Annotated in this window: 29 protein-coding genes; 18 read left to right on the top strand and 11 right to left on the bottom strand. The window is 70.3% G+C overall.

The genetic code is table 11. The annotated features are described in order from the left end of the window. The first annotated feature begins 101 nt into the window (after positions 1-101). The 3 genes from ACFV6V_RS21480 (at position 102) to ACFV6V_RS21490 (ending at position 1706) form a co-directional block, all read left to right on the top strand. Positions 102-947, top strand: coding sequence for a sulfurtransferase (locus tag ACFV6V_RS21480; RefSeq protein WP_385567279.1), 846 nt, complete (start codon positions 102-104; stop codon positions 945-947). Between the two features lie 57 nt (positions 948-1004). After that, complete coding sequence (locus tag ACFV6V_RS21485) at positions 1005-1292, top strand: DUF1416 domain-containing protein (RefSeq protein ID WP_361283219.1); 288 nt, start codon at positions 1005-1007, stop codon at positions 1290-1292. A gap of 135 nt (positions 1293-1427) precedes the next feature. Continuing rightward, a complete protein-coding gene (locus ACFV6V_RS21490; protein WP_385567281.1) occupies positions 1428-1706 on the top strand; it encodes a DUF3099 domain-containing protein in 279 nt (92 codons plus the stop codon). 29 nt (positions 1707-1735) lie between these two features. Here the strand turns inward: ACFV6V_RS21490 and ACFV6V_RS21495 are convergent, their stop codons facing one another. Next, positions 1736-2041, bottom strand: a complete 306-nt coding sequence (locus ACFV6V_RS21495) for a cupin domain-containing protein (RefSeq protein ID WP_385567284.1) — start codon at positions 2039-2041, stop codon at positions 1736-1738. 215 nt (positions 2042-2256) lie between these two features. Then, complete coding sequence (locus ACFV6V_RS21500) at positions 2257-2619, bottom strand: DsrE family protein (protein WP_385567286.1); 363 nt, start codon at positions 2617-2619, stop codon at positions 2257-2259. Positions 2620-2731: 112 nt separating this feature from the next. On the opposite strand from ACFV6V_RS21500, the gene ACFV6V_RS21505 reads away from it, so the two are divergent. The 6 genes from ACFV6V_RS21505 (at position 2732) to ACFV6V_RS21530 (ending at position 7711) form a co-directional block, all read left to right on the top strand. After that, positions 2732-3595 carry a hypothetical protein gene (locus tag ACFV6V_RS21505; RefSeq protein WP_385567288.1) on the top strand — a complete coding sequence of 288 codons (864 nt, stop codon included), beginning with the start codon at positions 2732-2734 and terminating at the stop codon, positions 3593-3595. Further along, positions 3592-4389 (top strand): hypothetical protein, encoded by a 798-nt coding sequence (locus ACFV6V_RS21510; RefSeq protein ID WP_385567292.1) that lies wholly within the window; start codon positions 3592-3594, stop codon positions 4387-4389. Before ACFV6V_RS21505 ends, ACFV6V_RS21510 begins: the two co-directional genes overlap by 4 nt. Further along, positions 4386-5375: a hypothetical protein gene (locus ACFV6V_RS21515; RefSeq protein ID WP_385567294.1), complete on the top strand. Its 990-nt coding sequence runs from the start codon at positions 4386-4388 to the stop codon at positions 5373-5375. The genes ACFV6V_RS21510 and ACFV6V_RS21515 overlap by 4 nt, the downstream gene beginning before the upstream one ends. A gap of 281 nt (positions 5376-5656) precedes the next feature. Then, positions 5657-6229, top strand: coding sequence for an FABP family protein (locus ACFV6V_RS21520; protein WP_385567297.1), 573 nt, complete (start codon positions 5657-5659; stop codon positions 6227-6229). Between the two features lie 31 nt (positions 6230-6260). After that, positions 6261-6698 (top strand): Fur family transcriptional regulator, encoded by a 438-nt coding sequence (locus ACFV6V_RS21525; RefSeq protein WP_385567299.1) that lies wholly within the window; start codon positions 6261-6263, stop codon positions 6696-6698. Between the two features lie 32 nt (positions 6699-6730). Further along, positions 6731-7711 carry a YgfZ/GcvT domain-containing protein gene (locus ACFV6V_RS21530; RefSeq protein ID WP_385567302.1) on the top strand — a complete coding sequence of 327 codons (981 nt, stop codon included), beginning with the start codon at positions 6731-6733 and terminating at the stop codon, positions 7709-7711. A gap of 74 nt (positions 7712-7785) precedes the next feature. On the opposite strand, the gene dtd is transcribed toward ACFV6V_RS21530, so the two are convergent. Further along, complete coding sequence (gene dtd, locus ACFV6V_RS21535) at positions 7786-8211, bottom strand: D-aminoacyl-tRNA deacylase (RefSeq protein WP_385567305.1); 426 nt, start codon at positions 8209-8211, stop codon at positions 7786-7788. Positions 8212-8387: 176 nt separating this feature from the next. Between dtd and ACFV6V_RS21540 the strand changes: the two genes are divergently transcribed. Next, entirely contained in the window at positions 8388-9068 is a 681-nt protein-coding gene (locus tag ACFV6V_RS21540; protein WP_385567307.1) for an AmfC protein, read from the top strand. Positions 9069-9144: 76 nt separating this feature from the next. On the opposite strand, the gene ACFV6V_RS21545 is transcribed toward ACFV6V_RS21540, so the two are convergent. The 6 genes from ACFV6V_RS21545 to ACFV6V_RS21570 form a co-directional block, all read right to left on the bottom strand. Continuing rightward, on the bottom strand, positions 9145-9780 hold the full coding sequence (locus ACFV6V_RS21545) for a histidine phosphatase family protein (RefSeq protein WP_385567310.1): 636 nt from the start codon (positions 9778-9780) through the stop codon (positions 9145-9147). A gap of 106 nt (positions 9781-9886) precedes the next feature. Next, on the bottom strand, positions 9887-10405 hold the full coding sequence (locus ACFV6V_RS21550) for a YfbM family protein (RefSeq protein WP_385567313.1): 519 nt from the start codon (positions 10403-10405) through the stop codon (positions 9887-9889). Positions 10406-10543: 138 nt separating this feature from the next. Continuing rightward, complete coding sequence (locus ACFV6V_RS21555) at positions 10544-11464, bottom strand: LysR family transcriptional regulator (RefSeq protein ID WP_385567316.1); 921 nt, start codon at positions 11462-11464, stop codon at positions 10544-10546. Positions 11465-11577: 113 nt separating this feature from the next. Continuing rightward, a complete protein-coding gene (locus tag ACFV6V_RS21560) occupies positions 11578-12495 on the bottom strand; it encodes an aminoglycoside phosphotransferase family protein (protein WP_385567318.1) in 918 nt (305 codons plus the stop codon). A 150-nt stretch (positions 12496-12645) separates the two neighbouring features. Continuing rightward, positions 12646-13197, bottom strand: coding sequence for an HAD family hydrolase (locus ACFV6V_RS21565; RefSeq protein WP_385567321.1), 552 nt, complete (start codon positions 13195-13197; stop codon positions 12646-12648). A 184-nt stretch (positions 13198-13381) separates the two neighbouring features. After that, entirely contained in the window at positions 13382-13789 is a 408-nt protein-coding gene (locus ACFV6V_RS21570) for a hypothetical protein (protein ID WP_385567324.1), read from the bottom strand. 186 nt (positions 13790-13975) lie between these two features. Here ACFV6V_RS21570 and sigJ point away from each other — a divergent pair, with 186 nt between their 5' ends. From sigJ to ACFV6V_RS21610, 8 genes are all read left to right on the top strand, one after another. Then, entirely contained in the window at positions 13976-14929 is a 954-nt protein-coding gene (gene sigJ / locus ACFV6V_RS21575) for an RNA polymerase sigma factor SigJ (protein WP_385567326.1), read from the top strand. Between the two features lie 296 nt (positions 14930-15225). Then, entirely contained in the window at positions 15226-15744 is a 519-nt protein-coding gene (locus tag ACFV6V_RS21580) for a toxin-antitoxin system HicB family antitoxin (RefSeq protein WP_385567329.1), read from the top strand. A gap of 96 nt (positions 15745-15840) precedes the next feature. Beyond that, positions 15841-16686: a DUF4097 domain-containing protein gene (locus ACFV6V_RS21585; protein WP_385567330.1), complete on the top strand. Its 846-nt coding sequence runs from the start codon at positions 15841-15843 to the stop codon at positions 16684-16686. Between the two features lie 99 nt (positions 16687-16785). Next, positions 16786-17808: an ATP-binding cassette domain-containing protein gene (locus ACFV6V_RS21590; RefSeq protein ID WP_385567370.1), complete on the top strand. Its 1023-nt coding sequence runs from the start codon at positions 16786-16788 to the stop codon at positions 17806-17808. Then, positions 17805-18587 carry an ABC transporter permease gene (locus tag ACFV6V_RS21595; protein ID WP_385567333.1) on the top strand — a complete coding sequence of 261 codons (783 nt, stop codon included), beginning with the start codon at positions 17805-17807 and terminating at the stop codon, positions 18585-18587. Before ACFV6V_RS21590 ends, ACFV6V_RS21595 begins: the two co-directional genes overlap by 4 nt. A 245-nt stretch (positions 18588-18832) precedes the next feature. Continuing rightward, entirely contained in the window at positions 18833-19279 is a 447-nt protein-coding gene (locus ACFV6V_RS21600) for a helix-turn-helix domain-containing protein (protein ID WP_385567335.1), read from the top strand. A gap of 50 nt (positions 19280-19329) precedes the next feature. Beyond that, positions 19330-19953: a hypothetical protein gene (locus ACFV6V_RS21605; RefSeq protein ID WP_385567338.1), complete on the top strand. Its 624-nt coding sequence runs from the start codon at positions 19330-19332 to the stop codon at positions 19951-19953. A gap of 117 nt (positions 19954-20070) precedes the next feature. Continuing rightward, positions 20071-20409, top strand: coding sequence for a DUF2516 family protein (locus tag ACFV6V_RS21610; protein ID WP_385567340.1), 339 nt, complete (start codon positions 20071-20073; stop codon positions 20407-20409). A 17-nt stretch (positions 20410-20426) separates the two neighbouring features. On the opposite strand, the gene ACFV6V_RS21615 is transcribed toward ACFV6V_RS21610, so the two are convergent. Together ACFV6V_RS21615 and ACFV6V_RS21620 are read right to left on the bottom strand one after the other, a co-directional pair. After that, positions 20427-21770 (bottom strand): PP2C family protein-serine/threonine phosphatase, encoded by a 1344-nt coding sequence (locus ACFV6V_RS21615; protein ID WP_385567343.1) that lies wholly within the window; start codon positions 21768-21770, stop codon positions 20427-20429. Between the two features lie 672 nt (positions 21771-22442). Further along, entirely contained in the window at positions 22443-23540 is a 1098-nt protein-coding gene (locus ACFV6V_RS21620; RefSeq protein ID WP_385567345.1) for an NlpC/P60 family protein, read from the bottom strand. Positions 23541-23549 lie beyond the last annotated feature (9 nt).

Raw genomic sequence — 23549 nt, forward strand, 5'->3', positions numbered from 1 at the left:
CCCAGGGCCAGCCGTGTGCTCCACGCCTCTTCCGCGTACCCGCACACACCCGCGCATCGCCCGCGCACCACCCGCCGCACACTGCCCCGGAGGAGAACAGCATGAGCCGCAGCGACGTCCTGGTAGACGCCGACTGGGTCGAGGCACGCCTGGACGACCCGAAGGTCGTCCTCGTCGAGGTCGACGAGGACACCTCGGCGTACGACAAGAACCACATCAAGAACGCCGTACGGATCGACTGGAAGCAGGACCTCCAGGACCCGGTCCGCCGTGACTTCGTCGACCAGGCGGGCTTCGAGGAGCTGCTGTCGAAGAAGGGCATCTCGAACGACGACACCGTCGTCCTCTACGGCGGCAACAACAACTGGTTCGCTTCCTACGCCTACTGGTACTTCAAGCTCTACGGTCACCAGGACGTCCGGCTCCTCGACGGCGGCCGCAAGAAGTGGGAGCTCGACTCCCGCGACCTGGTGGACGGCGCCGAGGTCCCGGAGCGGGCCGCCACCGCGTACAAGGCCCAGGCCCAGGACACCTCCATCCGTGCCTTCCGCGACGACGTCGTGGCCGCCATCGGCAGCCAGAACCTGGTCGACGTGCGTTCGCCCGACGAGTTCAGCGGCAAGCTGCTCGCCCCGGCGCACCTTCCGCAGGAGCAGTCGCAGCGTCCCGGCCATGTGCCGAGCGCCCGCAACATCCCGTGGTCCAAGAACGCCAACGACGACGGCACCTTCAAGTCGGACGACGCGCTCAAGGCGCTCTACGCCGAGGAGCAGGTCGACCTGGCCACCGACACCATCGCCTACTGCCGCATCGGTGAGCGTTCCGCGCTGACCTGGTTCGTCCTGCACGAGCTGCTCGGCGTCGAGAACGTCAAGAACTACGACGGCTCGTGGACCGAGTACGGCTCCCTCGTCGGCGTGCCGATCGAGCTCGGCGCGAACAAGTAAGCCCGCCAGGGCCTCTCCTCGACCCCCGACTTACCCCCGACGTAAGGACAGAACAGCATGTGCGGAGCGCAGGCAGGCGGCCCCGACGCCTCGACGATCAAGCCCGGTGAGACCACCATCCAGGGCCAGGTGACCCGCGACGGCGAGCCCGTCACCGGTTATGTGCGGCTGCTGGACTCGACCGGCGAGTTCACCGCCGAGGTCCCGACCTCGGCGACCGGACAGTTCCGCTTCTACGCGGCCGAGGGCACCTGGACCCTCCGGGCCCTCGTCCCGGGCGCCACGGCGGACCGTACGGTCGTCGCGCAGACCGGTGGCCTCGCCGAGGTGGCCATCGCCGTCTGACGGCAGGGCATGGAACGGGCCGGAGGGCCGCACCCCAGGGGTTGGACGCCGCTGGACGGGGTGCGGCCCTCCGGTCGTGTCCGGCTCCGTTCTCGTGCTCCTGCCCGGGCGTCGTCGCGGACGTACGCTGGAGTCATGTACGCGCGGCGCCGTCACGCCTACTTCCTGATGATGGGCGGATGCCTCGTCCTGTTCGTGTCCGCCTGGGCCTTCGTGCGGCTCTGGTCGATTCCGGCCGCTGTCGCCATGTGCGCGGTGGCCATGGTGATCCCGCCGATCGCTGCGGTGGTGGCCAACCGGCGCGGCCCCGATGACCGCTGGTGGGACGACCCTTCGGGCGACCGGCAGTCCGACGAGTGGTGGGACGAGCTGGACGGCAAGCGCAAGCCCGGTTCGGGCCCCCGTCAGCAGTGAGTACCCGGCCAACGCAGCCTGAAGAGCCGTCACTCCTCCGGCAGTTCCACGATCACCAACGTGCCCCGGCTCCCGGGACGGACCGCGTGTGCCGTTTCCGCCGACACCATGAACAACTCGCCCGCCCGCACCGACACCGGCATCCCGTCCACCTCCAGCTCCAGCCGGCCATCGAGGACCAGCAGAGCCTCGGCGGTCCGATGGCTCTCCTCCTCGACCGGCAGCTCGTCCATGCGCAGTACCTTCACGCAGGCCGCCCCCACCATGCCCAGCCTGCGGGAACTCCACGCCTCCGGCAGACCGGCAGCCGTCTCCGCAAGGTCGACCGCATTCATGGCACACCCCTCCTCACGGACCCGGTCGGTCATGCCGAACGCGCCCGCACACAAAGATCAATGGATGCCCTGAAAGCTACTTGACCAGGAAAAACAAGTGGTCGACCGTTTGGCAAAGCCTGCCGCCGGGTCCAGCACGAAGCCGACCCCCGGCCCACGCCGGAGGCTCGTCCATCGCCCGGCCGACGGTCTGGGACGAGCCACTCGCGGACGGGCTAGTAGACGAGTGCCTGGACGCCGTCGCCCATCGCCTCGCTGACGAAGACCTGTGCACCGGCGATCCGTACGCCCTCGATCACGTCCTTCTCGGTGATCTCCCGCCTGGCCGCGCACTGGGTGCACAACGTGATCTTTCCTGCCGCCAGGATCGACTCGATCAGATCCGGCAGTGGCGCCGCATGCGGCAGCTCGAACTCGGCTGCCCGGCCCGGCAGGGCGAACCACGAGGACTCGCCGGTGAGCCAGAGCGAGACCTCCACCCCGCTGGCCACGGCTACGGCCGCGACCGTGAAGGCCTGTGAGCAGCGCTCGGGGGAGTCGGCGCCTGCGGTCACCTTGATCACGAGCTTCTTCGCCATATGCCGAACTGTAATGCGCGCCGACACAACCCCGGCCGAGGGGGACAGGTCGTTTGTGTGGGCGCGGACAAGAGATTCCGTGCGCAGAGCCATGACCGTGGGGGAACTCCTTTTGGACACGCAGGACACCGACAGACCGGGCACGCCGCCGCAGGCCGTGCCCGAAGCGCCGCCCGAGGCCGCGCGGCCGGAGCCACCGCCACCGGCACCCATGCCGGAACTCACGGACGGCGTGGGGGCTACGGACGGCACGGCGCGTACGGCACGCCCTCGTGGCAGGACGGCGCTGATCATCGGCGGGGCGGTGGTGCTCGGCCTCCTCGCCGGCACCGTCACTGGCTACGCCGTCCAGTACGACCGCGCACCGACGCCGCTGCCTCCGCTGTCCCAACCGGAGCTGCGCACACCGAAGGACGTCGCGGCCGGGCCCGGCGCGGACCCGCAGGCGGTCAACGTCCATCGCCGGGTGCCCACGGACGGAGATCTGCGCAAGCTGCTGCTGAAGAAGCCCAAGGGCGCCCGGGACAACGAGCGGGTGCAGCAGGGCTGGCGGGAACTCCCCGACTTCGCGACCGAGTACAAACGCCCCGACCGGATGTTCGTCTACGCGGCCGGTGAGATCCGCCGCATTGCGACGGCGGGATGGGAGGAGGACGGCGAGGTCTTCGTGACGGTCAATCTGATCCAGTTCCATGACAAGACCTCTACGTTCGCCGCCCAGTGGACCGAGGACCAGCAGGGCTATATGCCCAGGGAAGCCGGCAATGACGGAGTACCGGTGCCCGGCAGTGACAACGGGCGCGTCTACGTGTTCGACGAGCCGCTCCGCAAGGCCGGCTACGAGCCGGTGTACCGGGCCCGCGCCGTCGCGCACCGAGGCGATGTGGCCGTGGAGATCCGGTACATGAACAACACCCGGCCGGTCTCGTCGAAGTCCCTGATGGCCCTGATCAAGAAGCAGTTGGAGCGTCTGTGACCGAGCAGCAGGCCACCCCGGGGCCTCAGGGGCCTCAGGGGACCGAGACATCCCGGCAGCAGCCCGGCACCCCGGGGAAGCAGCGCGGCAGGCGCGTACCGGTCGCAGGCGCCGTCGTGGTGCTCGCGCTCGCGGTCGTCGCGGGCGGCACCGTGCTGGCGCTGGACAAGCTTGATGACGCCGACCGCACCGCGCCCACTGTCGTCTGGGCCCAGCCGTCTCAAGGGGCTGTCACCGCGCCCGCGCCGCGCGGGCTTGCCGCGAAGCTGCCGCCGGTGCCGCACACCTACAGCCTGGGACCGGACATCGACGGTCTCGGGAACGACGTCGTGCTGGGCGAGCGGCAGGCGATCGCCCACTTCAAGGAGGCGTCGCGCGGACTGCCGTCGGCGCAGCGCAAGGCGCATCACAAGGCCATCGACAAGCTGCGCCTCCAGGGGCTCGCCCTGCGCAGCTACGTGTCCCAGTACCACGGGATGGTCGTCGAGATGCGGCTCGCGCAGATCGAGAACGGCAAGGACGGGCGAGCGCTGGCCGCATTCCAGTCAGAGTTCGCCGACGCTCTCGGCATCTTCCGCAAGGGCCCCGCGATACCGGGCTTCAAGCAGGCCAAGTGCTTCCTTCCGCCCAAGGACTCCGAGGCGAAGCTCGAGTCGATGTTCTGTAGCGCGTACGAGGGCGATGTCCTCGTGAGCGCTACCGCGTATGGCGCCAAGCCCCTGGACACCGGGGCGGCTGCCGAGCTTCTCAAGGAGCAGCTGGACCATCTGAAATCTCCCGGGGAGTACGTGTGAGCGACGAGACCCGCGCGGTGCCCGAGGTGCCCTCGGAACCCGAAGCGCTTTCGGCACCCGAGACACCGGCTGCGCCACCCGCGTCCGAAGCGCCTGAGGCCGCTCTCGCACCGGAAACGCCCCCGACGTCCTCCGGGGCAGTCCTTGAGGCGGCACCGACGCCCCCACCCGGCCCGTTCGACGGTCCCGAGCCGGTCGTCGCCCCCTCGTCCGGCCCCCGGGCAGGGCGGGGCAGACTGAGGGCGGCGCTGCGCTGGACGGCGGCCGTCGTCGCCTTCGCCTCGGTGGGTATCGCCGTGGCCTACGGAATCATCCGGCAGGAACGCACCGACGTTCCCGGTCTTTCCACCTTGAGCGACGGCCGCTGGGCGTATCCGAAGCTGGTGAAACCGGTGCTGCCGCCCGGCGCCGTGCAGCCTTTCGACAAGCAGAACCCCGGGCGTGTCCATTACGCGGACCTGGCCGCGCTGCTGCTCCCGGCGCCCGCGGGTGCCCGGCTCGAGACGTCGCTCAGGGGCAGCGGACAGCGGGTACCGGTCGGCCGGTTCCTCGGGGAGTACCCCGAGGAGGAGCGGGCCGACTTGGAGCAGGATCTCGCCGAAGGTGGTCTGCGCCATGTCGTGGCGCGGGGCTGGACCATGCCCGACTCCACCCGCACCCGCGTCTACCTGCTGCGCTTCCACTCGATCGCGTACGCCGAGCAGTTCACCGCGGACCACGTGGGCGGGTACTCGGAAGCGCAGCTGCCGCTGAACGGTGTGGAGGCGAGCGCCCCGGCCGATGCCGACTACCCGCCGACGGCGGAGGCACCCGACACCGACTGCTACGTGTACGACGAGGCGGCCCCACGCGGCCCCGTGCACGTCCGGCACGCGTACATCGCGGCGGGCGACACGGTCGCGCTGATCATCCAGGAGCGGAAGGGCAAGGCGCACGCGGTGCCGTTCCACCAGACCGTGGTGCTCCAGAGCCAGCTGCTCGGCTGACCGACGCACCACGGACGCACGGCGGACCTCGCAGTGAGGGCCGGACTCCCGCCCACTAAGCTGGAGCCCGGCCCGTACTGCTCGCACTGCTCATCCGAGGAGCACCCCGTGATCTTTTTCTTCGAGACCCTGCTGGTCCTGGTCTGTGTCGGCGTGCTCGCCTTCGCCGGACTGGCCGTGAAGAAGCTGTACCAGGGCCAGCGCTGAACCAGTCCGCGTAACCCGCGCCACCTGACGTATCACCCGCATCACCCACCTCGCAGAGAACGCCAGAGACACTCATGATCGAGATCCCGTCCGACCTCAATCCCGACCTCGTCCCCCTCGCGTTCCTGCTCGGTACGTGGGAGGGCGCGGGCGTCTCCGACTTCCCGGGCGCCGAGAAGTGCAACTTCGGCCAGTCCGTGACGTTCAGCCATGACGGCCGGGATTTCGTCGAGTACGTCTCGCACTCCTGGGTGCTCGACTCCGAGGGCAGGAAGGTCAAGCCGCTGGAGTCCGAGTCGGGATACTGGCGGATCGACAAGGATCGCAAGGTCGAGGTCGTCATGGTCCGCGACCAGGGCATCGTGGAGATCTGGTACGGCGAGCTCGCCGACCAGAAGCCGCAGATCGACCTGGCCACGGACGCGGTGGCGCGGACCGCCGCCTCCGGCCCCTACACCGGTGGCAAGCGCCTGTACGGATACGTCAAGGGCGACCTGATGTGGGTCGGCGAGAAGGCCACCCCGGAGGTGCCGCTGCGGCCGTACATGTCCGCGCACCTCAAGAAGGTCGTCACGCCCGAGCAGGTCGAGCAGTGGGCGAAGGACCTCGGGGACCTCCCGGACGACGGGATCGCCTTCTTCAAGTAGGCACGCGGGGCCTCGCGCCTACACTGGTCGCGTGGTGAGCACCGACTGGAAGAGCGATCTGCGGGAGCGTGGCTACCGGCTGACCCCACAGCGCCAGCTCGTACTCGAAGCCGTCGACACTCTGGAGCACGCGACACCCGACGACATCCTCGTCGAGGTGCGCAAGACGGCGTCCGGGATCAACATCTCCACGGTCTACCGGACGCTCGAGCTCCTCGAGGAGCTGGGCCTGGTCTCGCACGCCCATCTGGGCCACGGCGCGCCGACCTACCACCTGGCCGACCGGCATCACCATCTGCACCTCGTCTGCCGGGACTGCACCAACGTCATCGAGGCGGATGTCGAGGTCGCCGCCGACTTCACCGCGAAGCTTCTGGAGACCTTCGGTTTCGACACCGACATGAAGCACTTCGCGATCTTCGGGCGGTGCCGTGACTGCGCCGCGAAGGCGGCCACCGGCCAGTCGTAGGTTCGGATTCGTGCGGCCGTAGGCTTGGGCCCATGCAGCGACCATCAACGACCAGCCCTCTGCTGTCCCTGCCCGGCGCCGTTCCCGCCGAGGGGCGCGACGAAGGCGTCGCCGCACACTACGGCGATCTGTTCCGCGAGCAGCGCGCACTCGCGGACGGCAGAGGTTTCGTCGACCTCTCGCACCGCGGTGTCGTGACCGTGTCCGGCGGCGACCGGCTCAGCTGGCTGCATCTGCTGCTCACCCAGCACATGACCGAGCTCCCGGTGGGCCGGGCGACCGAGGCGCTGATCCTTTCCGCCCACGGTCACATCGAGCACGCGCTCTATCTCGTGGACGACGGCGAGACGGTGTGGGCGCACGTGGAGCCGGGCACGCAGGACGCCCTCATCGCGTACCTGGAGTCGATGAAGTTCTTCTACCGGGTGGAGGTGGCCGACCGTACGGAGGAGTTCGCCGTCGTCCATCTGCCGGCCGGTTCGATCGCCGAGGCCCCCGAGGGGGCCGTCGTACGCGAGACCCCGCAGGGCCGTGACGTGTTCCTGCCGAGGCGGGACCTGGAGGCGTACGCGGCGGCCAACGGGCCGGCGGCCGGGGTGCTGGCGTACGAGGCGCTGCGCGTGGAGGCGCACCGCCCGCGGCTCGGCTTCGAGACGGACCACCGGACGATCCCGCACGAGATCGGGTTGATCGGCAGCGCCGTCCACCTTCAGAAGGGCTGCTACCGGGGTCAGGAGACCGTGGCACGCGTCCACAACCTGGGGAAGCCGCCGCGGCGGCTGGTGTTTCTGCACCTGGACGGCAGCGAGGTGCACCTGCCGGGGCACGGCGCGCCGGTGCGGCTGGCCGCGGACGGGGACGAGGGCCGTCAGCTGGGCTTCGTCACGACATCGGCCCGCCACCATGAGCTGGGCCCGATCGCGCTGGCGCTGGTGAAGCGGAACGTACCCGTGGACGCCGAGCTGCTGGCAGGGAACACGGCGGCGGCGCAGGAGACCGTCGTCGAGCCGTAGATCGCTCTGTTCGACCGAGGCCGACCTCGATCGGACCCCGAACGGGACTCGATCAGATCCCGATCAAAGCGCGATCAGACCTCGACTAGAACCGTGAACGGGCCCTGGTTCGTGAGCGAGACCCGCATGCTCGCTCCGAACCTGCCCGTCTCCACCCGTGCCCCGAGGGCCCGCAGCTGCGCCACCACCTCGTCCACCAGCGGCTCGGCGACCTCGCCGGGCGCGGCGGCGTTCCAGGTGGGGCGGCGGCCCTTGCGGGCATCGCCGTAGAGGGTGAACTGCGAGATCACCAGCAGCGGTGCGTCGATGTCCGAGCAGGACTTCTCGCCCTCCAGGATCCGCACCGACCACAGCTTCCGGGCCAGCTGCGCCGCCTTCTCCGGGGTGTCCTCGTGGGTGACCCCCACCAGCACACACAGCCCCTCGCCGACGATCTCGCCCACTGTCTCGCCGGCCACCACGACGCTCGCGCCGTCGACCCGCTGTACCACCGCTCGCATGAGGACCAATCTACTGGCGGGCCTCTGTCCGGGCGTATCCATGTGTATCCGGGGCTGAACGGGTGCAGAGCACCTGCGTACGAACCGCCCGTAGTGGCACCATGCACGGAGTCGGTGCTTCCCTACTGCCCTCCGGGCTGGGGGAGACCCCATGCACCGGCCGAGGGGATCAGGCAATGAGCACATCAGGCGCCGGGCAGTCGTCCGGCCCCGTTCCGACGACCATCCGTAGTGGTGCGAGCGCGGTACGTCCGCCCGTGCAGCGCACCGCCGACACGCTTCACGAGCTGAAGGAACCCGACCTCGGCGCGCTCGGGCTGCCGGAGCTGCGGGCGTTGCGCCGCGACTCGCAGCGTGACGAGGCGGATCTGAGTTACGTCCGGCGTCTGCTGCACGGCCGCATCGACATCCTCCGAGCCGAGCTGTCCCGGCGCAGCGAGTCGCCGGTCGCCGCCCCGGAGGACCCGGCCGCGCCGGCGGAAGGCGGTCCGAACCCCCAGGCGTCTTCGCATGCGGGCCATGCGGGTCCGGACGCCGCCGTCGTGGACCGGCTCTCGGCGATCCTTGCCGACCCGCCGTCGCGGCGGGGCAATTCGGCCCGCCATGTGACGATGTCCGCTCCGCGCGGCGAGGCGTACGGGCAGTTCGCCGCGGCGATGCTGGCCGAGGTGGAGCTGTCCGACCTCGATGCCCGCACGGACGAGGAACTGCACTCCGCCATGGGCCGCCTGGCGCGGTACGAGCAGCAGGTGTCTCGGCAGCGGGTCGAGCTCCAGCGGACGGTGGACGAGTGCAGCGCCGAGATCACCCGCAGATACCGCGAGGGAGAAGCGCAGGTGGACGACCTGCTCGTCTGAGGGCGCCGCACTGAGGCGTTCCTTCCGGACGGGCCCCTGTCGCGAAGGAACGCCTCCCGCAGCGGGCCTCCGGCTCTCACATGCGGAGCCCGGCCGGGAATCCGGTCCAGCGGAGCTCAGCCGGAAGGTGCCCCATGTCGTTGGAGAACACCACGGACGCGGGCCGGTCGGGTGCGTACCGGATCACCGTCAGGGCGGCATTGCCGAAGTTGAGGCCCAGCCAGCGCCAGCGGGGGGCGTCGACGGCGGCCCTGACGAGCCAGCCGATCAGGAAGTTGTGGGTGACCACCAGCTCATGGCGCGGCTCATCGCCTTCGACGGGCCCGGTGAACCTGTCGAGCGCGGCCTGCGCCAGTGCGGGGCCCTGCTCCCGCTCCCGGGCCGGGAAGCGGGCGATGAACTCGATCATGCCGTCGGCGTACGCGGCCGAGGGTTCGTCGGGGAGCTCATCGCGCCCGGGGACGTACGGGATGTAGTCCCCGGCTGGTTCGCACGCGTGCAGGGGGACACCCGGGAGCCGGTCGCCGATGAGCCGGGCCGTCTGCGTGGCCCTCGGCAGTGGCCCGTGGTGGATCGCCGAGAGCGGGCTGCTCCGCAGCCGCTCACCGAGCAGTCCGGCCTGGCGCCTGCCGTTCGCCGTCAGTGCACTCTCGTCCGCTGTCGCCTCACCGTGCCGGGCCAGGTAGAGATACCGGGCGGCTGTGGTGGTCACGTGGGCCTCCTGACGACGTTCATGATCGTGCCGATGACATGCCGGGAGGGACGCGTCGGTGTGCCAGGCGGTTCCGTGACCGCCGGCGCTGCCGTGACAGGGGCGGCTAGTCCAGCCAGATGAGCATGCCGTCACCGCCCCGTGCCGCCGCGTCGAAGAACGGCACCAGGGCTTCGTAGTGCTCGCGCACCCAGTCCAGCGACTCCCCCCGCTCCCAGACGATGACCGGGTAGATGTCCGCCGCCGCCAGCTCATCGGGGCCGACGCCGGTGACGAGATCGTCCCCGCTGATCCGTATGAGCCCTTCGGCGGCCACCTTGACCCGTTCGGGCGTGAGATAGCGGGGCGGACCGTACCCCCAGTCGTCGGCGCCGGGTATCTCCTCCTCGCCGTGGACGACGTCGACGGGGAAGCCCACCCGGTGCAGCAGGAAGCCAAGCGCGTCCCACGCCTTGTCGGTGTCGAGGCAGCGGTTGCCGCCCCCGTCGCTCCCACTGCCGCGGTCGCCCCCGTCGAGCTCTGCTTCCACCAACTCGTCGACGAAGCCCAGCGCCCACTCCGGATCGCGGATGACCCGCGCCAGCTCGGCCGGGCTGACCCGTGCGTACTCACCGATCATGCTCATGAGTGGATCGTAGAAGCGGCCACTGACAATGCCGTGGGCGGCCTCATGCAGCCGACGGATCCGCGGTCGGCTCATCGGAGCACCGGCCCCTGCCCGGCGTGCCGGTTCCGGGGCCTGCGTGGAGAGGGCCCGCTCCGGTCACGGCGCCCAGTCCTGCCCTCCGCAACTGCGGGCGACAACGCCGGCGAAGACCCGGGCGAGCGGACTGAGCGCATCCCAGCGGCGTACCGCCCAGCCGACCGGCAGCGGGGGCAGGTCGGGAATGGGGACGAGGCGCAGAGGGCCCCCACCGGGACCGGGACCGTCACCGGACACCCGCCAGCCGGGCATCAGCGGCACCACCGCGTGGCCGAGGCCGAGCTCCGCCAGCAGGAGTGCGGTGTCCCAGTCGGCGACGCTGGTGTCGGGGCTGCTCCGCACACCGAGCTCGGCGAAGGCGGCGTCGAGGCGGGCGCCCGAGGTGGAGTTCTGGGGCGGCCGGATGAGACTGATGTCGGTGAGGTCCGCCGTGCTGACCTCGGCTCGGGCCGCGAGGGGATCGTCGTGGCTGACGGCCAGCACCCAGGGCAGGAACACGACCGGCCGTTGCTCGATACCGCGCACCGGTCCCCCGATGGTGACCCAGGCCAGGTCGAGGTTGCCGGAGGTGAGAGCGTCGAAGCAGTTGCGGCTCGAGGTCTCCGTCTGGAACTCCAGGCTGACCTTCGGGTAGCGCCGCCGGAAGGTGACTATGGCCTCGGACATGAAGTGCCGCACCGTCGTCCCGCCCGTGGTGACGCGTACGGAGCCGCTGTCGCCGCTGACCAGGTCCCCGAGGCGGCGCAGGGCCTGATCAAGCCCGTCGATGCTGATCGACGCGGCATCCAGCAGGACACGTCCCGCGTGCGTGGGGACGACCCCTCGCGGCTGGCGCTCCAGGAGGCTCATACCGGCCTCCCGCTCCAGCCGTTTCACACGCTGGCTCACCGCTGACTGTGTGCAGTCGAGCTCGCGTGCCACCGCGCTGAGGCTTCCGGCCCTGCACACGGCCACGAAGACGCGGAGGTCGTCCAGAGTCATGAAATCCAAGTTAGCGCTTGGGCCTGGAGCAAAGCCCCCCGGATCGGCTGGGGTTCACCGTCTCAGGCCGATCAAGTGCGGGTTGCCCACCAGGTCGGATCGCGAGGCCGTGCTCAACCCTCACGCACGGCGGCGTCCGTGAGGATCGCCTGAAGCCGTGCCCGGCATTCGGCCACGAAGGCGGGGAAGGTGCCCCAGTAGTACGACACCCCGCTGACGCCCACCGCGATCGCCCAGGCGCGGGCGCGGGCCCACGTCGCATCGCCAAGGCCCAGAGCGTCCCAGTAGGCCTGTCGCGCCCGGGGCGGAAGATCCCAGACCGTGGCGTGCTCGGCGTCGGGGAAACCGACCGAGAGTCCGCCGAAGTCGATCACCGCGTGCAGCCTGCCGTCTCTGACCAGGAGATTGCTCGGCTTCAGGTCGCCGTGCAGCCACACCTCCCGGTCGGCGGGCTCGGGCAGCGAGAGCGCACCTCGCCACAGCCCTTCCAGAGCGTCCACGTCGATGTCGGCACCCACAAGGCTGCGGCAGTCGTCGAAGCATTCACCGACCCACTGGTCGCACGGCCCCAGGCTGCCCCCGCGGTACCAACCGAGCCCGTCGTCCGCGCGAGTCGCCCCCATGAGGCCGACTCCGTGCAGTTCCCGCACGACCGCCGCCAGGTCCGCACCGAAGGCCGCCCAGTCCCGTACGGTGCCCGGGCCCGGTTCGGCACCGTCGATCCAGCGGTAGACGGACCAGGGGAGAGGGAACACGTCCTCGGATGCCCCGGCGTGCACGGGTTCGGGAATCCGGCAGGCGAGGTGCGGCGCCAGACGCGGAAGCCACTCCTGTTCCTTGCGTACGGCCTCCCCGTTGCCGGCGGTCCGCGGCAGCCGCACGAGCAGCTCATCGCCCAGCCGGTACATGGTGTTGTCCGTGCCCGCACCCGCGGGTGACAGCGAGAGCTCCGCCCACTCCGGGCGCTGCGCCCTCAGCAGGGAGCGGACGACGGTCTCGTCGGCGGGGATCTCGTTCTCGTGGAGGGTCACGCCGGGAGTCTCGCCGCTGGACGGCACGGGAGCCAGCGACTTTCGGCGGAGCCCGGCGCCAAGGCCGCACCGCCCAAGTTCGAAGCCCGGTGGACGTGTTCACGGCGTGCGCCCCCGCGCCGGCAGCCGCCGCAGCGGCCACCGAGGTGCTCAAGCGTGCTCGAGCAGCGGTGCGACCTCGTCCCGGAGCTGCTCGAAGCGCTGGTAGTGCAAGCCGCTCAGCCCCGCCGCCCTGGCCGCCTCGACGTTGGGCAGGGTGTCGTCGACCAGCAGGCAGCGTGTCATGTCGGCCCCGGCCTGCCGGGCGGCTATGGCGAAGACCCGCGGGTCAGGCTTGGCGACCCCGACCCGAGCGGTGTTGATCACCGCGTCGAAGGCGTCGGTCAGCCCCAATGAGGCGAGAGTCGACTCGAGCCGGGTGGTGGCGTTGGAGACCAGGACCACCGGCACCCTGCTCCGGAGCGCGGCGAGCAGCCGGACGACATCGGTATCGACCCGTCCCGTGAGCGCGCTCCACGCCTCGACCAGGTCCAGGGCCCGGGTGGGGGACCCGCAGACGGGTGTCAGAGCCTCCGCGACCTTGCGCCGCCACTGCTCGTCGCTGAGCCGTCCCGTGATGGCCGCGTGCAGAAGCGCGTCGTTGAACGCCGCACCGGCCAGGGCGCCTTCGGCCAGTCCCCAGGCGCGGTCCAGTGCGCTCATCCGTCGGGATCCCACAGGTGTACGACCCCGTCGAAGTCGCACAGAACAGCGTCAAACGGCAGTCCACTCATGGGGCGTGATCATGCCACTGGGCCGCCTGCCGCGGCACGGGCTCGCCCCGCCCCACCCCCGTGGGGGCAGAGCGAGCCCGGTCATGGGTGCCGGTCCGACGTACGCGCGGCGGTCAGGACCGTCTGCCGGGGCGCTCGGACAGGCGGGTAGTCAGCACCTGGCCCAGGGCCAGGACGTTCAGGCCGAGCATCAGGACGCCCAGGGGGACATGGAGGGCGGGCTCGTGCGCGATTCCCAGCACCACCTGCGCCGAAGCGAGCACGAGGAAGCCGGACGCGTACAGGACGGGCCGTGGCGAGCCGCCGCCCGGTCGCCACGCCAGGATCGCGGCGATCAGGTACAGCAACGTCGCGGCGTACATCACGCGCGCTCCGACGCCGTGCAGCAGCTCGCCGTACGACGTGGACAGCAGCAGTCCCGCGGTGACGGCCTGGTAGAAGAGGGACACGGCCTGCAGGGCGATCGAGACCTTCAGGAACGTGCGGTTACGTGAAGCTGTCGTGATCCGTGCGGTGGCCATGGCGCGGTCCCCTTCTCTGCCTGGCGAGGGTGATCGGACTGTCTCGGTAGTCCGACGACGCAGGTCCGGAAAATGTGAGGCGGAGTGCCGAACTCCGCGATCTGGTGCGGAGTTTCACTGAAGCGGCGAGAGCGAAAGCCGACGAGAAGAGCCGAAGTGGCGAAGAGCCAGGGAGCGGTCGTGACCATGAGCACCCCATCCGAGCCGGGGCCGGCCGCACATCACCGGTCCGAGGCGGATCCGGCCGCGGTCGTCGGCGAGCGGCGCCGGCTGATCAATCTCGCCTACCGGCTGCTCGGTTCGCTGGCCGAGGCCGAGGACGCCGTGCAGGAGACCTACACCCGCTGGTACGCGATGCCGCGGCGGCAGCAGGAGGCCATCGAGTCGCCCGCTGCCTGGCTGACGACGGTGGCCACCCGTGTCTGCCTGGACCTGCTCGGCTCGGCGCGAGCGCGGCGGGAGCGGTACGTCGGCGAATGGATACCCGAGCCGCTGCCCGACCGCGCGGAGTGGATCAGCGGTCCGGTCGGCGCCGGCCGGACCGGGCCGGCCGATCCCGCGGACTGGGTCACCCTGGACGAGTCGGTGAACATGGCCTTCCTCGTCGTACTGGAGTCGATGACACCGGCCGAACGCGTGGCGTTCATCCTGCACGACGTGTTCCGGTACCCGTTCGCCGAAGTCGCCGAGATCGTCGGCCGGACACCGGCGGCCTGCCGGCAACTGGCGTCCTCGGCCCGTCGGCGTATCCGCGCCGCGCAGGCCCCGACGGCTCCGACGGCCGGGCAGGCCGGGCTGGTGCGGCACTTCAAGCACGCGTGGGAGGCAAGGGACATCCCGGCCCTCGTCGACCTCCTCGACCCCGACGCCACCATGATCGCCGACGGTGGCGGAATGGTCGGCACCGCCCTCCGCCCGGTCGAGGGCGGGGTGCACATCGCCCGGTACCTGATCGGCATCGCCGACAGGGTGCCCGGGCTGACGCTCCTGGAACGGACGGTCAACGGCCGGCCGGGCCTGGTCGCCCAGCACTCCGGCGTCACCGTGACCGTGGCGGCGTTCGACCTCAACGACGGCCGTATCAGCCGCATCTGGGCGGTCCGCAACCCGGAGAAGCTTCGTCCGTGGAGCGAGGACTGAGCGAGCCCCAGAGGGCCCTGACCACGATGACGGCTCTATGGGGGGCCGGTGGCAGTCCGGCGCGCTGTGGTGTCATCTGGCGTCAGGCTGGCTCTGGGTGGCGCCATGTGGCGTCACCCGGTGCCACAGGGGTGCCATTTCCTGCTTCCGATGCTGCGCGAGTGAACCTGGGGCCAATATGGCTCAGTTTGCTGGCCTCGCGTTTTCCCAGGTCAGGGCTTTGGTGGTCGTGGGTGGCGCATGTGCGTCGCCCTGCGTGCTTGCGCATGGCGCCATAGTGGTGCCATGATGGCGTCATGGACCTCACCCCGTATGTCGACACCCTCCGCCGTGAACTCGCGGTGGCCGCCGAAGCCGGCGGGGACGACGCCCGAGCGCTGGCCGAGCGGCTCACCGCTCCGCTGGAGTCGGCGACCCGGCTGACCATGCTCAATGTGCTCTCCGCGGCGATGGACGAGATCACCCGCGAGCTCGCCCCCGGCTCCGTCGACGTACGGCTGCGCGGGCTGGACCCCGACTTCGTGGTGACGCTTCCGCCCGTCGGCGGCGGCCCCGCGGAAGCGGCGGCCGAGCCCGTCGAACCGCTCAAGGCGCATGCGCCTGCGGACAGCGACGAGGGCGGCACCGCCCGCGTCAATCTGCGTCTGCCGGCCCACCTCAAGGCGCGCGCCGAGGAGGCCGCGAGCCGCGAGGGCCTTTCGGTCAACGCGTGGCTGGTGCGGGCTGTTTCGGCCGCGGTCGACGGCGGCACGCAGCCGCGTACGACGGAGAAGGCCCGCAGCGTCGGACAGAGCTTCACGGGCTGGGTGCGCTGACCGCGCCCCGCACGCCCCACTGCACTTCACTTCACTTCACCCACACCACGTCCCACCAGCAGGGACGCCCACAAGACCCAAGAGGACGGGACACCCATGCCTTCTTTCGACACCCCCGAACCGATCTCGGCCACCGCGCACGTGGAAGCCGGTTCCATCCAGTTCACCGCAGGCGACCGCGTCGACACCCTCGTCGAGGTGCGGCCCCGCGACCCGAAGCGGGACCAGGACGTGCGGGCCGCCGAGCAGACCGAGGTCACGTACGCGGGCGGCGTTCTGACCGTCAGGACGCCCAAGCAGCGCTACCTCTTCGGGCGCACCGGCACCGTCGATGTGGCGGTCGAACTGCCGACCGGCTCGCGCGTCGACATGACCGGCGCCTGGGCCCAGGTGCTGGGCGAGGGCCGGCTCGGCGAAGTCCGGGTGAAGACCTCGGCGGGTGATGTGCGACTCGACGCGACCGGGCCGCTCCAGCTGACCGCGTCCCACGGCTCGATCACCGTCGACCGGGTCGAGGGTACGGCCGAGATCACCACCAGCTCCGGCAGCCTGCGCGTCGGCACCGTCGACGGTCCCGCCGTGCTGAAGAACTCGCACGGCACCACGACCGTCGGCATCGCGACCGGCGACCTGCGGGTGAGCGGGGCCAACGGCGACATCGACATCACGCGCGCCGAGGGTTCGGTCACCGCCACCACCGCACACGGCACCCTGCGTGTCGCGGAAGTCACCCGCGGAACCGTCCAGTTGGAGACCTCCTACGGTGCCATCGAGGTCGGCATCCGCGAGGGCACGGCCGCCTGGCTCGACGTCAGCTCGGGCGCCGGGCAGGTGCGCAACACCTTGGAGGCGTCGGGGACTCCGGAGGAGGCCGAAGACACGGTCAAGGTCCGCGCCCGGACTCGCTTCGGCAACATCGACGTGCGCCGCGCCCGGACCTGAGCGCCGGCCTCGCCGACTCGCTCACACTCCCCACCTTCCACTCCTCACTCCCCAGTCACTTCAGCCTTCGAACGGGAGGGCTCCATGCCTTCTTCTGTCATGCCCACACCAAGGCGTCAGGTGGGTTCGCCGTCGTCCACTGCCGTGTCCACCGCCGTCTCTGCCGTCGGTCTGCGCAAGTCGTACGGCGACAGGACCGTGCTCGACGGCGTCGACCTGCACATCCCCGCCGGATCCGTGTTCGCGCTGCTCGGGCCCAACGGCGCCGGCAAGACCACCACCGTGCAGATCCTGTCCACGCTCGTCGCCGCCGATGGCGGACAGGCCCAGGTGGCAGGCCACGATGTCGCCACATCCCCGGACGGGGTGCGCGCTGCGATCGGCGTCACCGGTCAGTTCGCCGCGCTCGACGACCTGCTCACCGCCGAGGAGAACCTGCTCCTCATGGCCGATCTGCTGCGTCTCGGCAAGCGTGAAGGGCACTCCCGTGCCCGGGAGTTGCTTCAGCGGTTCGATATCGCGGATGTCGCGCACAAGCGGGCCGCGACCTTCTCCGGCGGCATGAGGCGCCGGCTCGACATCGCCATGACGCTGGTCGGCGACCCCCAGGTGATCTTCCTCGACGAGCCGACGACCGGGCTCGATCCACGCAGCCGCCGCACCATGTGGGACACGGTGCGCTCGCTGGTCGCGGGCGGTACCACCGTCTTCCTCACCACCCAGTACCTGGAGGAAGCCGACCAACTGGCCGACCGGATCGCCGTACTCGACGGTGGCCGGATCGTCGCCGAAGGCACCGCCGACGAGCTCAAGTCGCAGATCCCCGGCAGTCACGTGCGGCTGCGGTTCATCGACTCCGCCGAGTACGAGCGCGCCGCTGCCGCCTTCCCGGGCGCGGCTCGCGACGACGAGAACCTCGCCCTTCGGGTGGCGGGTGACGGCGGCCTGGACGCGTTGCGCGGCCTGCTCGACCGGCTCGACGTCGCCGGTATCCAGGCCGCCGACTTCTCCGTGCACACTCCCGACCTCGACGACGTCTTCCTCGCCCTGACCGGCCACGGCACCGGCAAATCCGGCGACGACACCGCCGCCCCGCTCCACGTCAAGGAGACCCTGCGATGAGCACCCTCACCTACGCCGTGCACGACTCGATGACTATGCTGCGGCGCAACCTGAAGCACGCGATCCGCTATCCGGCCGTGGGGTTCGGCAGCGCCATGATGCCGATCCTGATGCTGCTGCTGTTCGTGTACGCCTTCGGTGGCTCGCTCGGCGCCGGGATGGGTGGCGGCCGGGACGCCTACCTGGAGTATCTGACGCCCGGCATCATCATCATGGGGGTCGCCGCCGGTTCGATGTCGACGTCGATCGCGGTCTGTTCCGACATGACCGAGGGCATCATCAACCGCTTCCGCACCATGAACATCACGCGTTCGTCGTTCATGACGGGCCATGTCATCGGCAGCGTCATCCAGACGATGGTCAGCGCCGTCCTGGTCGTGGGTGTCGCCCTCGCCGTCGGCTTCCGCTCGGACGCGACCCCGCTGGAATGGCTCGCCGCCGCAGGTCTGCTCGTGGCCATCGCCTTCGCGGTGACCTGGCTGTCGGCGGCGCTCGGCCTGATCTCCAAGACCGTCGAGTCCGCGAGCAACAAGCCGCTGCTGGTCCAGTTCCTGCCGTTCCTCGGCTCCGCGTTCGTGCCGGCCGACTCGATGTCCCCCGGCCTGCGCTGGTTCGCCGAGAACCAGCCGTTCACGCCGATGACCGAGACGCTGCGCGGCCTGCTCTCCGGCTCGGAGATCGGCAACAACGGCTGGATCTCGCTCGCCTGGTGCGCCGGCATCGCCCTGGTCGGCTACGTCTGGTCGCGCTCTCTGTTCAACAGCACCACCAAGCGCTGAGAACCCGCACTCGGTCCCGCACGATGACCGAACCTCCCGCCGCCGACCCAGGTATCCGCCCCGTTGGGGTGTGGCTGCCCGGGTCGGTGGCGGGTTGTCGTTGGCCGGGGGTATGTGGCACCGGCCGTTCGCGGGGGCTGGTCGGGCTGGTCACAGGGAGACGCGCGCGCCGCGAGCGGCGTGCCGCGAACACTTTTGCAAGCGGGCGCTTGCAAAAGTTAGCGATAGTGTCGCAGTATCGGGGTATGGCATCACTCAACGTCGGCAATCTCGGCGAGTACCTCCGCGAGCAGCGGCGCACCGCGCAGCTGTCGCTGCGGCAGCTTGCCGAGGCCGCCGGGGTGTCGAATCCGTACCTCAGCCAGATCGAGCGCGGGCTGCGCAAGCCCAGCGCCGAGGTGTTGCAGCAGGTCGCGAAGGCACTGCGGATCTCGGCGGAGACGCTGTACGTACGGGCCGGAATCCTGGAGGAGCGGGAGCCGGACGAGCTGGAGACGCGGGCCGTCGTCCTCGCCGACCCGTCGATCAACGAACGGCAGAAGCAGGTGCTGCTCCAGATCTACGACTCGTTCCGCAAGGAGAACGGCTTCGACGCCGATAGAGATAGGGACGACACCGCCGGTGCCGCTGGTGACGGCCTCCGCAAGGGCGCGCCAGGCGGTGTCGATGGGCAGAAAACCGATCAATTCTGACCGACTGACCAACTCTGATTCCGACTTTGCGATCCGGGAGGACCCCAGTCATGGCCATCGCTGATGACCTGCGCAAGACGTTCACCGACCCGACTCCCCTGTACTTCGCCGCCGGCACCGCCGATCTCGCGGTGCAGCAGGTCAAGAAGGTGCCCGGGCTGATCGAGCAGCTGCGGGCCGAGGCGCCCGCGCGGTTCGAGGCAGTGCGGGAGGCCGACCCGAAGGCCGTGCAGGCGAAGGTGACCGCACAGGCCAAGGAGGCCCAGGCCACCGTTCAGGCCAAGGTCACCGAGGTGATCGGGAGCATCGACACCGATCTGCGGAAGCTGGGCGAGACGGCCCAGGACCTGGCGCTGCGCAGTGTGGGTGTGGCCGCCGAGTACGCGGTGCGAGCCCGCGACACGTACGAGAAGGTCGCTGAGCACGGCGAGCAGGCCGTGAAGTCGTGGCGCGGTGAGGCCGCCGAGGAGATCGCCGAGATCGCCATCGCGGTCGAGCCCAAGGGCGACGCGCCGAAGAGCGACGAGGCCAAGGCGAACGGCACGTCGGTGAAGTCCGCTCCCGAGGCGAAGCCCGCCGCCGATGGGCAGCAGAAGGCCGCCGCCCCGGCTCCCCGGAAGGCCCCGGCCCGCAAGCCGGCCGCCAAGAAGAGCTCCCCTTCCACCGGGAAGTAAGCGCGTTCCGCGTCCGGGCACCGGGGGCACGTCCCCGGTGCCCGGGTCGTTGTCAGGGCAGGCCGGGGTACCTTGGCCGCGAGGCGCTCACCATCACTCGTTAGGCGGTGCTCAGGCATGTTGCTCGACCGATTCGACGCGTCGCTGTTCTTCTTCCTCGATCTGGCGATGCTGCTGCTCGCACTGGTCGCGCTGGGCTTCGCCGCGTTCGCGCGTGAGGACGCCTACCGGGCCGCGGACAAGCAGTCCAAGATGTTCTGGCTGATCCTGCTGGGTGTCACGGTCGCGGTGAACCTCTTCATCCCGATGCTGTTCCTCCAGCTCGCAGGGCTGATCGCGTCGATCGTGTTCATGGTCGACGTACGCCCCGCGCTCCGTCAGGTCTCGGGCGGCGGCGGCCGGCGCGGCGGGTCCAGCAGCGACGGGCCGTACGGCCCCTACAACGGCGGACGCTAGCCACCGCCATCTTCCGGCTAGCGCGTCCGGTCCAGCAGCAGTACCGCCAGGTCGTCCGTCAGGTCCCCGCCGTTCAGCTCGCGCACCTCGGTCACCGTGGCGTCCAGCAGTGCCTCGCCGCGCAGCCCGGCGTCCAGCCCGCGGTTGACCATCTCGACCATGCCTTCTTGCCCCAGGCGGTCGCCGCCCGGGGATGTCCGGCCCTCGATGAGGCCGTCCGTGTACATCATCAGGCTCCAGGCCCCGCCGAGCTCGACCTGGCGACGCGGCCAGCGGGCGTTCGGCAGCAGGCCGAGGGCCGGGCCGCCGTTCTCGTACGGCAGCAGGCGTGCGGCCTGGCCCCGGCGTGCGATCAGCGGAGACGGGTGGCCCGCCAGGCACAGACCGGCCCGGCGTCCGTCCGGGGCGATGTCGACCGTGCAGAGCGTCGCGAAGATCTCCTCGCTCTCCCGCTCGTGCTCCAGCACCTGCTGGAGGGTGGACAGCAGCTCGTCGCCGCACAGTCCTGCGAAGATCAGCGCACGCCAGGCGATCCGCAGCTCCACCCCGAGCGCCGCCTCGTCCGGGCCATGGCCGCAGACGTCGCCGATCATCGCGTGTACGGTGCCGTCCGCGGTACGGACCGTGTCGTAGAAGTCACCGCCGAGCAGCGCCCGGGAGCGTCCGGGCCGGTAGCGGGCGGCGAATCGCAGGTCGGAGCCCTGGAGCAGGGGCGTCGGCAGCAGTCCGCGCTCGAGGCGGGCGTTCTCCTGCGCGCGCAGCCGTGATTCGGCCAGCTTCACCTGCGCCGTGTCGGCTCGTTTGCGCTCGACGGCGTACCGGATGGCCCGGCTCAGCAGCCTTCCGTCCAGCTCGTCGCGGAGCAGGAAGTCCTGTGCACCGACCCGTACGGCCTCGGCGGCGCGCTCGGCGTCCGCCTCCGCGGTCAGGGCCAGCACGGCGTGCCGGGGTGCGAGACGCAGCACATGCCGCAGCACCGCGAGCTCGTCCCCGGAGTCCTTGGCGTCCCCGTTCGGGACCCGGCAGGGCAGCGCGAGGTCGACGAGGATGCAGTGCACGTCGTCGGTGAGCAGCCGCTCGGCCTCGGTGAGGTTGCGTGCGGTGCGGATGCGGACACGGGTCCCGGCGGCGCCGAGCAGTTCGGGAACGGTGAAGGTGCCCGCCGGATCGTTCTCGATGACGAGCAGGGTGAGGTAGCCGCCGCCCTGCGTCTCGGGGACGGGGTTCGGGGTGACGTCCGTGGCATCGGTGATGTGCGTGACGTCCGTGACGTCCGTGACGTCCGTCATGTGCGAGGGACCGGTGGCGGCCGGTACGCCGACGGGTGAACCGGTCCGCTGGCGCGGAACGGGTACGGGCATCGAATCGGTTTCCTTCCCTCCCCCCGGCGCGACAGGTCGACGAACGACGTCCTGCCAGACGGGGACCATAGCGGTAGGGAACGGTGCAACGGAATGGCGTTCTCTGAAGACCCAAGAGCATATGCCGCGTAGCGGGAGCTAGTTGCCCCAAGGGTGATGACGAACGTCACGCGTTTGCGGTGAGCCAGGTCACGTGAGGGCCCGTGACCGGGCTCACTTGGGGTCAACTCTGGGCATATCGATATGCCGGGATGGTGATTTGGGTGTGTATAGAGGTTCTCGTTCCATCTGTCGCTCGTCGCTCGCGCGGTCAGCGCTTGTGCCGCTCCGTCCCGGGATGTGCCGGCGCTTCTGTCTCGGCGACCTGTCGAACCCGCAGGCGTAACGGGCATCTCGCCGGCCCCGTGTCGCGTGGGGACGGGGTGCGGCAGACCGTGCCGGAAGCCCGGGGCGGCGAGGGGGCTTCGACCCCCGCTTCGTCCAGCGCCGGGGTGAAGGGCGCGGAACGCTGATGGCGGCCTCAGCCCTGCCGTTGACGCTTGAGTGCCGCGGCCAGGAAGCCGGCCCGGTGGCCGAGGCCCGGGCGAGCCTCCCACGCCTCCGAGTAGCCTGCTGCTCGGCGTGGCGGCGGCACCAGAAAAGCCCAGGCGCTCGGGTCTCCGGTGTCCGACCCTATTTGTCCGGGCGTACGACGCCGAGGATCACCATCGAACCCGCGCCCGTGATGGTCACATCCCGCCCCGGCCGCGGGGCGTGCACGATCGCCCCGTCACCCAGGTACATCCCGACATGGCTCGCATCGGCGTGGTAGATGATCAGATCGCCGGGGCGCATGTCCTTGACGTCGACGCGCGGCAGCAGGCGCCACTGCTCCTGCGAAGTCCGCGGGATGGTCCGCCCCGCCGCCGCCCAGGCCTGCGAGGTCAGACCCGAGCAGTCGTACGAGCCCGGGCCCTCGGCGCCCCATTCGTACGGCTTGCCGATCTGCGCCGTGGCGAAGGCGATGGCCTGGCGGCCCTTCCCACTCGCCCTGCCCTTGGCTGACTTGAGGATCCCGGACCCCAGCCAGCTCGCCTGCGCCCGGTAGGCCGCCTCCTGTTCGAGCTTCAGCAGCCGTTCCCGCTCCTTCTTCTCCAGCTGCGCCTCGATCTTCTCAGCGGCGGCGATCTGCTGGTTGATCTCCTTCTTGGCCTTCTCCTGCTTGACCCTGTTGGCCTCCAGCTTGGTCCACTGGGCGCTGGCCTCCTTGGTGTACGTCTCCAAGTCGTCCTGGGTCTGAGCAAGTTCGCCCATGAGGTCATGGGTGGCCTTCTGGCCCTGCCGGAAGCGGCCGATGCCGTCGAGGAAGAGCTGCGGGTCGTCGGTGAGCATCAGCTGGGCCTCGGGCGGCAGCCCGCCGCCGCGGTACTGGGCGCGGGCGGTGGCGCCGGCACGGGCCTTGAGGTCGGCGATGCGGTCCTGGCCCCTGACGATCTCCTGGGCCAGCTTCACGATCTCGGCCGACTGCTTCTTGGTCTGCTCCTCGGCGAGGTTGTACGCGTCGGTGGCGGACGCCGCCTTGGCGTAGAGGCCTTCAAGCTCCAGACGGATCGCTTCGAGGGACTTCTCGGCGGGCGTACCCGGCTCGGGAGCGGCGGGAGCGGCGGGAGCGGTGGGAGCTGTGGGTGCGGCGGGAGCGGCAGTGGCCGCAAAGGCCGTACCGGGTACGGCCAGCAACGTCACGGCACAGACCACGGTGATCGCGGCTGCGGCACAGCGGCGTCGGTTCACAGACTCCCC

Source organism: Streptomyces sp. NPDC059828, assembly GCF_042731955.1.
Lineage (GTDB): Bacteria > Actinomycetota > Actinomycetes > Streptomycetales > Streptomycetaceae > Streptomyces.

What these genes read in the sequence shown, in the direction of transcription:
- ACFV6V_RS21480 (WP_385567279.1), top strand. Translation starts at nt 102, where the DNA reads ATGAGCCGCAGCGACGTCCTGGTAGACGCCGACTGGGTCGAGGCACGC.
- ACFV6V_RS21485 (WP_361283219.1), top strand. Translation starts at nt 1,005, where the DNA reads ATGTGCGGAGCGCAGGCAGGCGGCCCCGACGCCTCGACGATCAAGCCC.
- ACFV6V_RS21490 (WP_385567281.1), top strand. Translation starts at nt 1,428, where the DNA reads ATGTACGCGCGGCGCCGTCACGCCTACTTCCTGATGATGGGCGGATGC.
- ACFV6V_RS21495 (WP_385567284.1), bottom strand. Translation starts at nt 2,041, where the DNA reads ATGAATGCGGTCGACCTTGCGGAGACGGCTGCCGGTCTGCCGGAGGCG.
- ACFV6V_RS21500 (WP_385567286.1), bottom strand. Translation starts at nt 2,619, where the DNA reads ATGGCGAAGAAGCTCGTGATCAAGGTGACCGCAGGCGCCGACTCCCCC.
- ACFV6V_RS21520 (WP_385567297.1), top strand. Translation starts at nt 5,657, where the DNA reads ATGATCGAGATCCCGTCCGACCTCAATCCCGACCTCGTCCCCCTCGCG.
- ACFV6V_RS21530 (WP_385567302.1), top strand. Translation starts at nt 6,731, where the DNA reads ATGCAGCGACCATCAACGACCAGCCCTCTGCTGTCCCTGCCCGGCGCC.
- dtd (WP_385567305.1), bottom strand. Translation starts at nt 8,211, where the DNA reads ATGCGAGCGGTGGTACAGCGGGTCGACGGCGCGAGCGTCGTGGTGGCC.
- ACFV6V_RS21540 (WP_385567307.1), top strand. Translation starts at nt 8,388, where the DNA reads ATGAGCACATCAGGCGCCGGGCAGTCGTCCGGCCCCGTTCCGACGACC.
- ACFV6V_RS21550 (WP_385567313.1), bottom strand. Translation starts at nt 10,405, where the DNA reads ATGAGCATGATCGGTGAGTACGCACGGGTCAGCCCGGCCGAGCTGGCG.
- ACFV6V_RS21555 (WP_385567316.1), bottom strand. Translation starts at nt 11,464, where the DNA reads ATGACTCTGGACGACCTCCGCGTCTTCGTGGCCGTGTGCAGGGCCGGA.
- ACFV6V_RS21565 (WP_385567321.1), bottom strand. Translation starts at nt 13,197, where the DNA reads ATGAGCGCACTGGACCGCGCCTGGGGACTGGCCGAAGGCGCCCTGGCC.
- ACFV6V_RS21570 (WP_385567324.1), bottom strand. Translation starts at nt 13,789, where the DNA reads ATGGCCACCGCACGGATCACGACAGCTTCACGTAACCGCACGTTCCTG.
- sigJ (WP_385567326.1), top strand. Translation starts at nt 13,976, where the DNA reads ATGAGCACCCCATCCGAGCCGGGGCCGGCCGCACATCACCGGTCCGAG.
- ACFV6V_RS21580 (WP_385567329.1), top strand. Translation starts at nt 15,226, where the DNA reads ATGGACCTCACCCCGTATGTCGACACCCTCCGCCGTGAACTCGCGGTG.
- ACFV6V_RS21585 (WP_385567330.1), top strand. Translation starts at nt 15,841, where the DNA reads ATGCCTTCTTTCGACACCCCCGAACCGATCTCGGCCACCGCGCACGTG.
- ACFV6V_RS21590 (WP_385567370.1), top strand. Translation starts at nt 16,786, where the DNA reads ATGCCCACACCAAGGCGTCAGGTGGGTTCGCCGTCGTCCACTGCCGTG.
- ACFV6V_RS21595 (WP_385567333.1), top strand. Translation starts at nt 17,805, where the DNA reads ATGAGCACCCTCACCTACGCCGTGCACGACTCGATGACTATGCTGCGG.
- ACFV6V_RS21600 (WP_385567335.1), top strand. Translation starts at nt 18,833, where the DNA reads ATGGCATCACTCAACGTCGGCAATCTCGGCGAGTACCTCCGCGAGCAG.
- ACFV6V_RS21605 (WP_385567338.1), top strand. Translation starts at nt 19,330, where the DNA reads ATGGCCATCGCTGATGACCTGCGCAAGACGTTCACCGACCCGACTCCC.
- ACFV6V_RS21610 (WP_385567340.1), top strand. Translation starts at nt 20,071, where the DNA reads ATGTTGCTCGACCGATTCGACGCGTCGCTGTTCTTCTTCCTCGATCTG.
- ACFV6V_RS21615 (WP_385567343.1), bottom strand. Translation starts at nt 21,770, where the DNA reads ATGCCCGTACCCGTTCCGCGCCAGCGGACCGGTTCACCCGTCGGCGTA.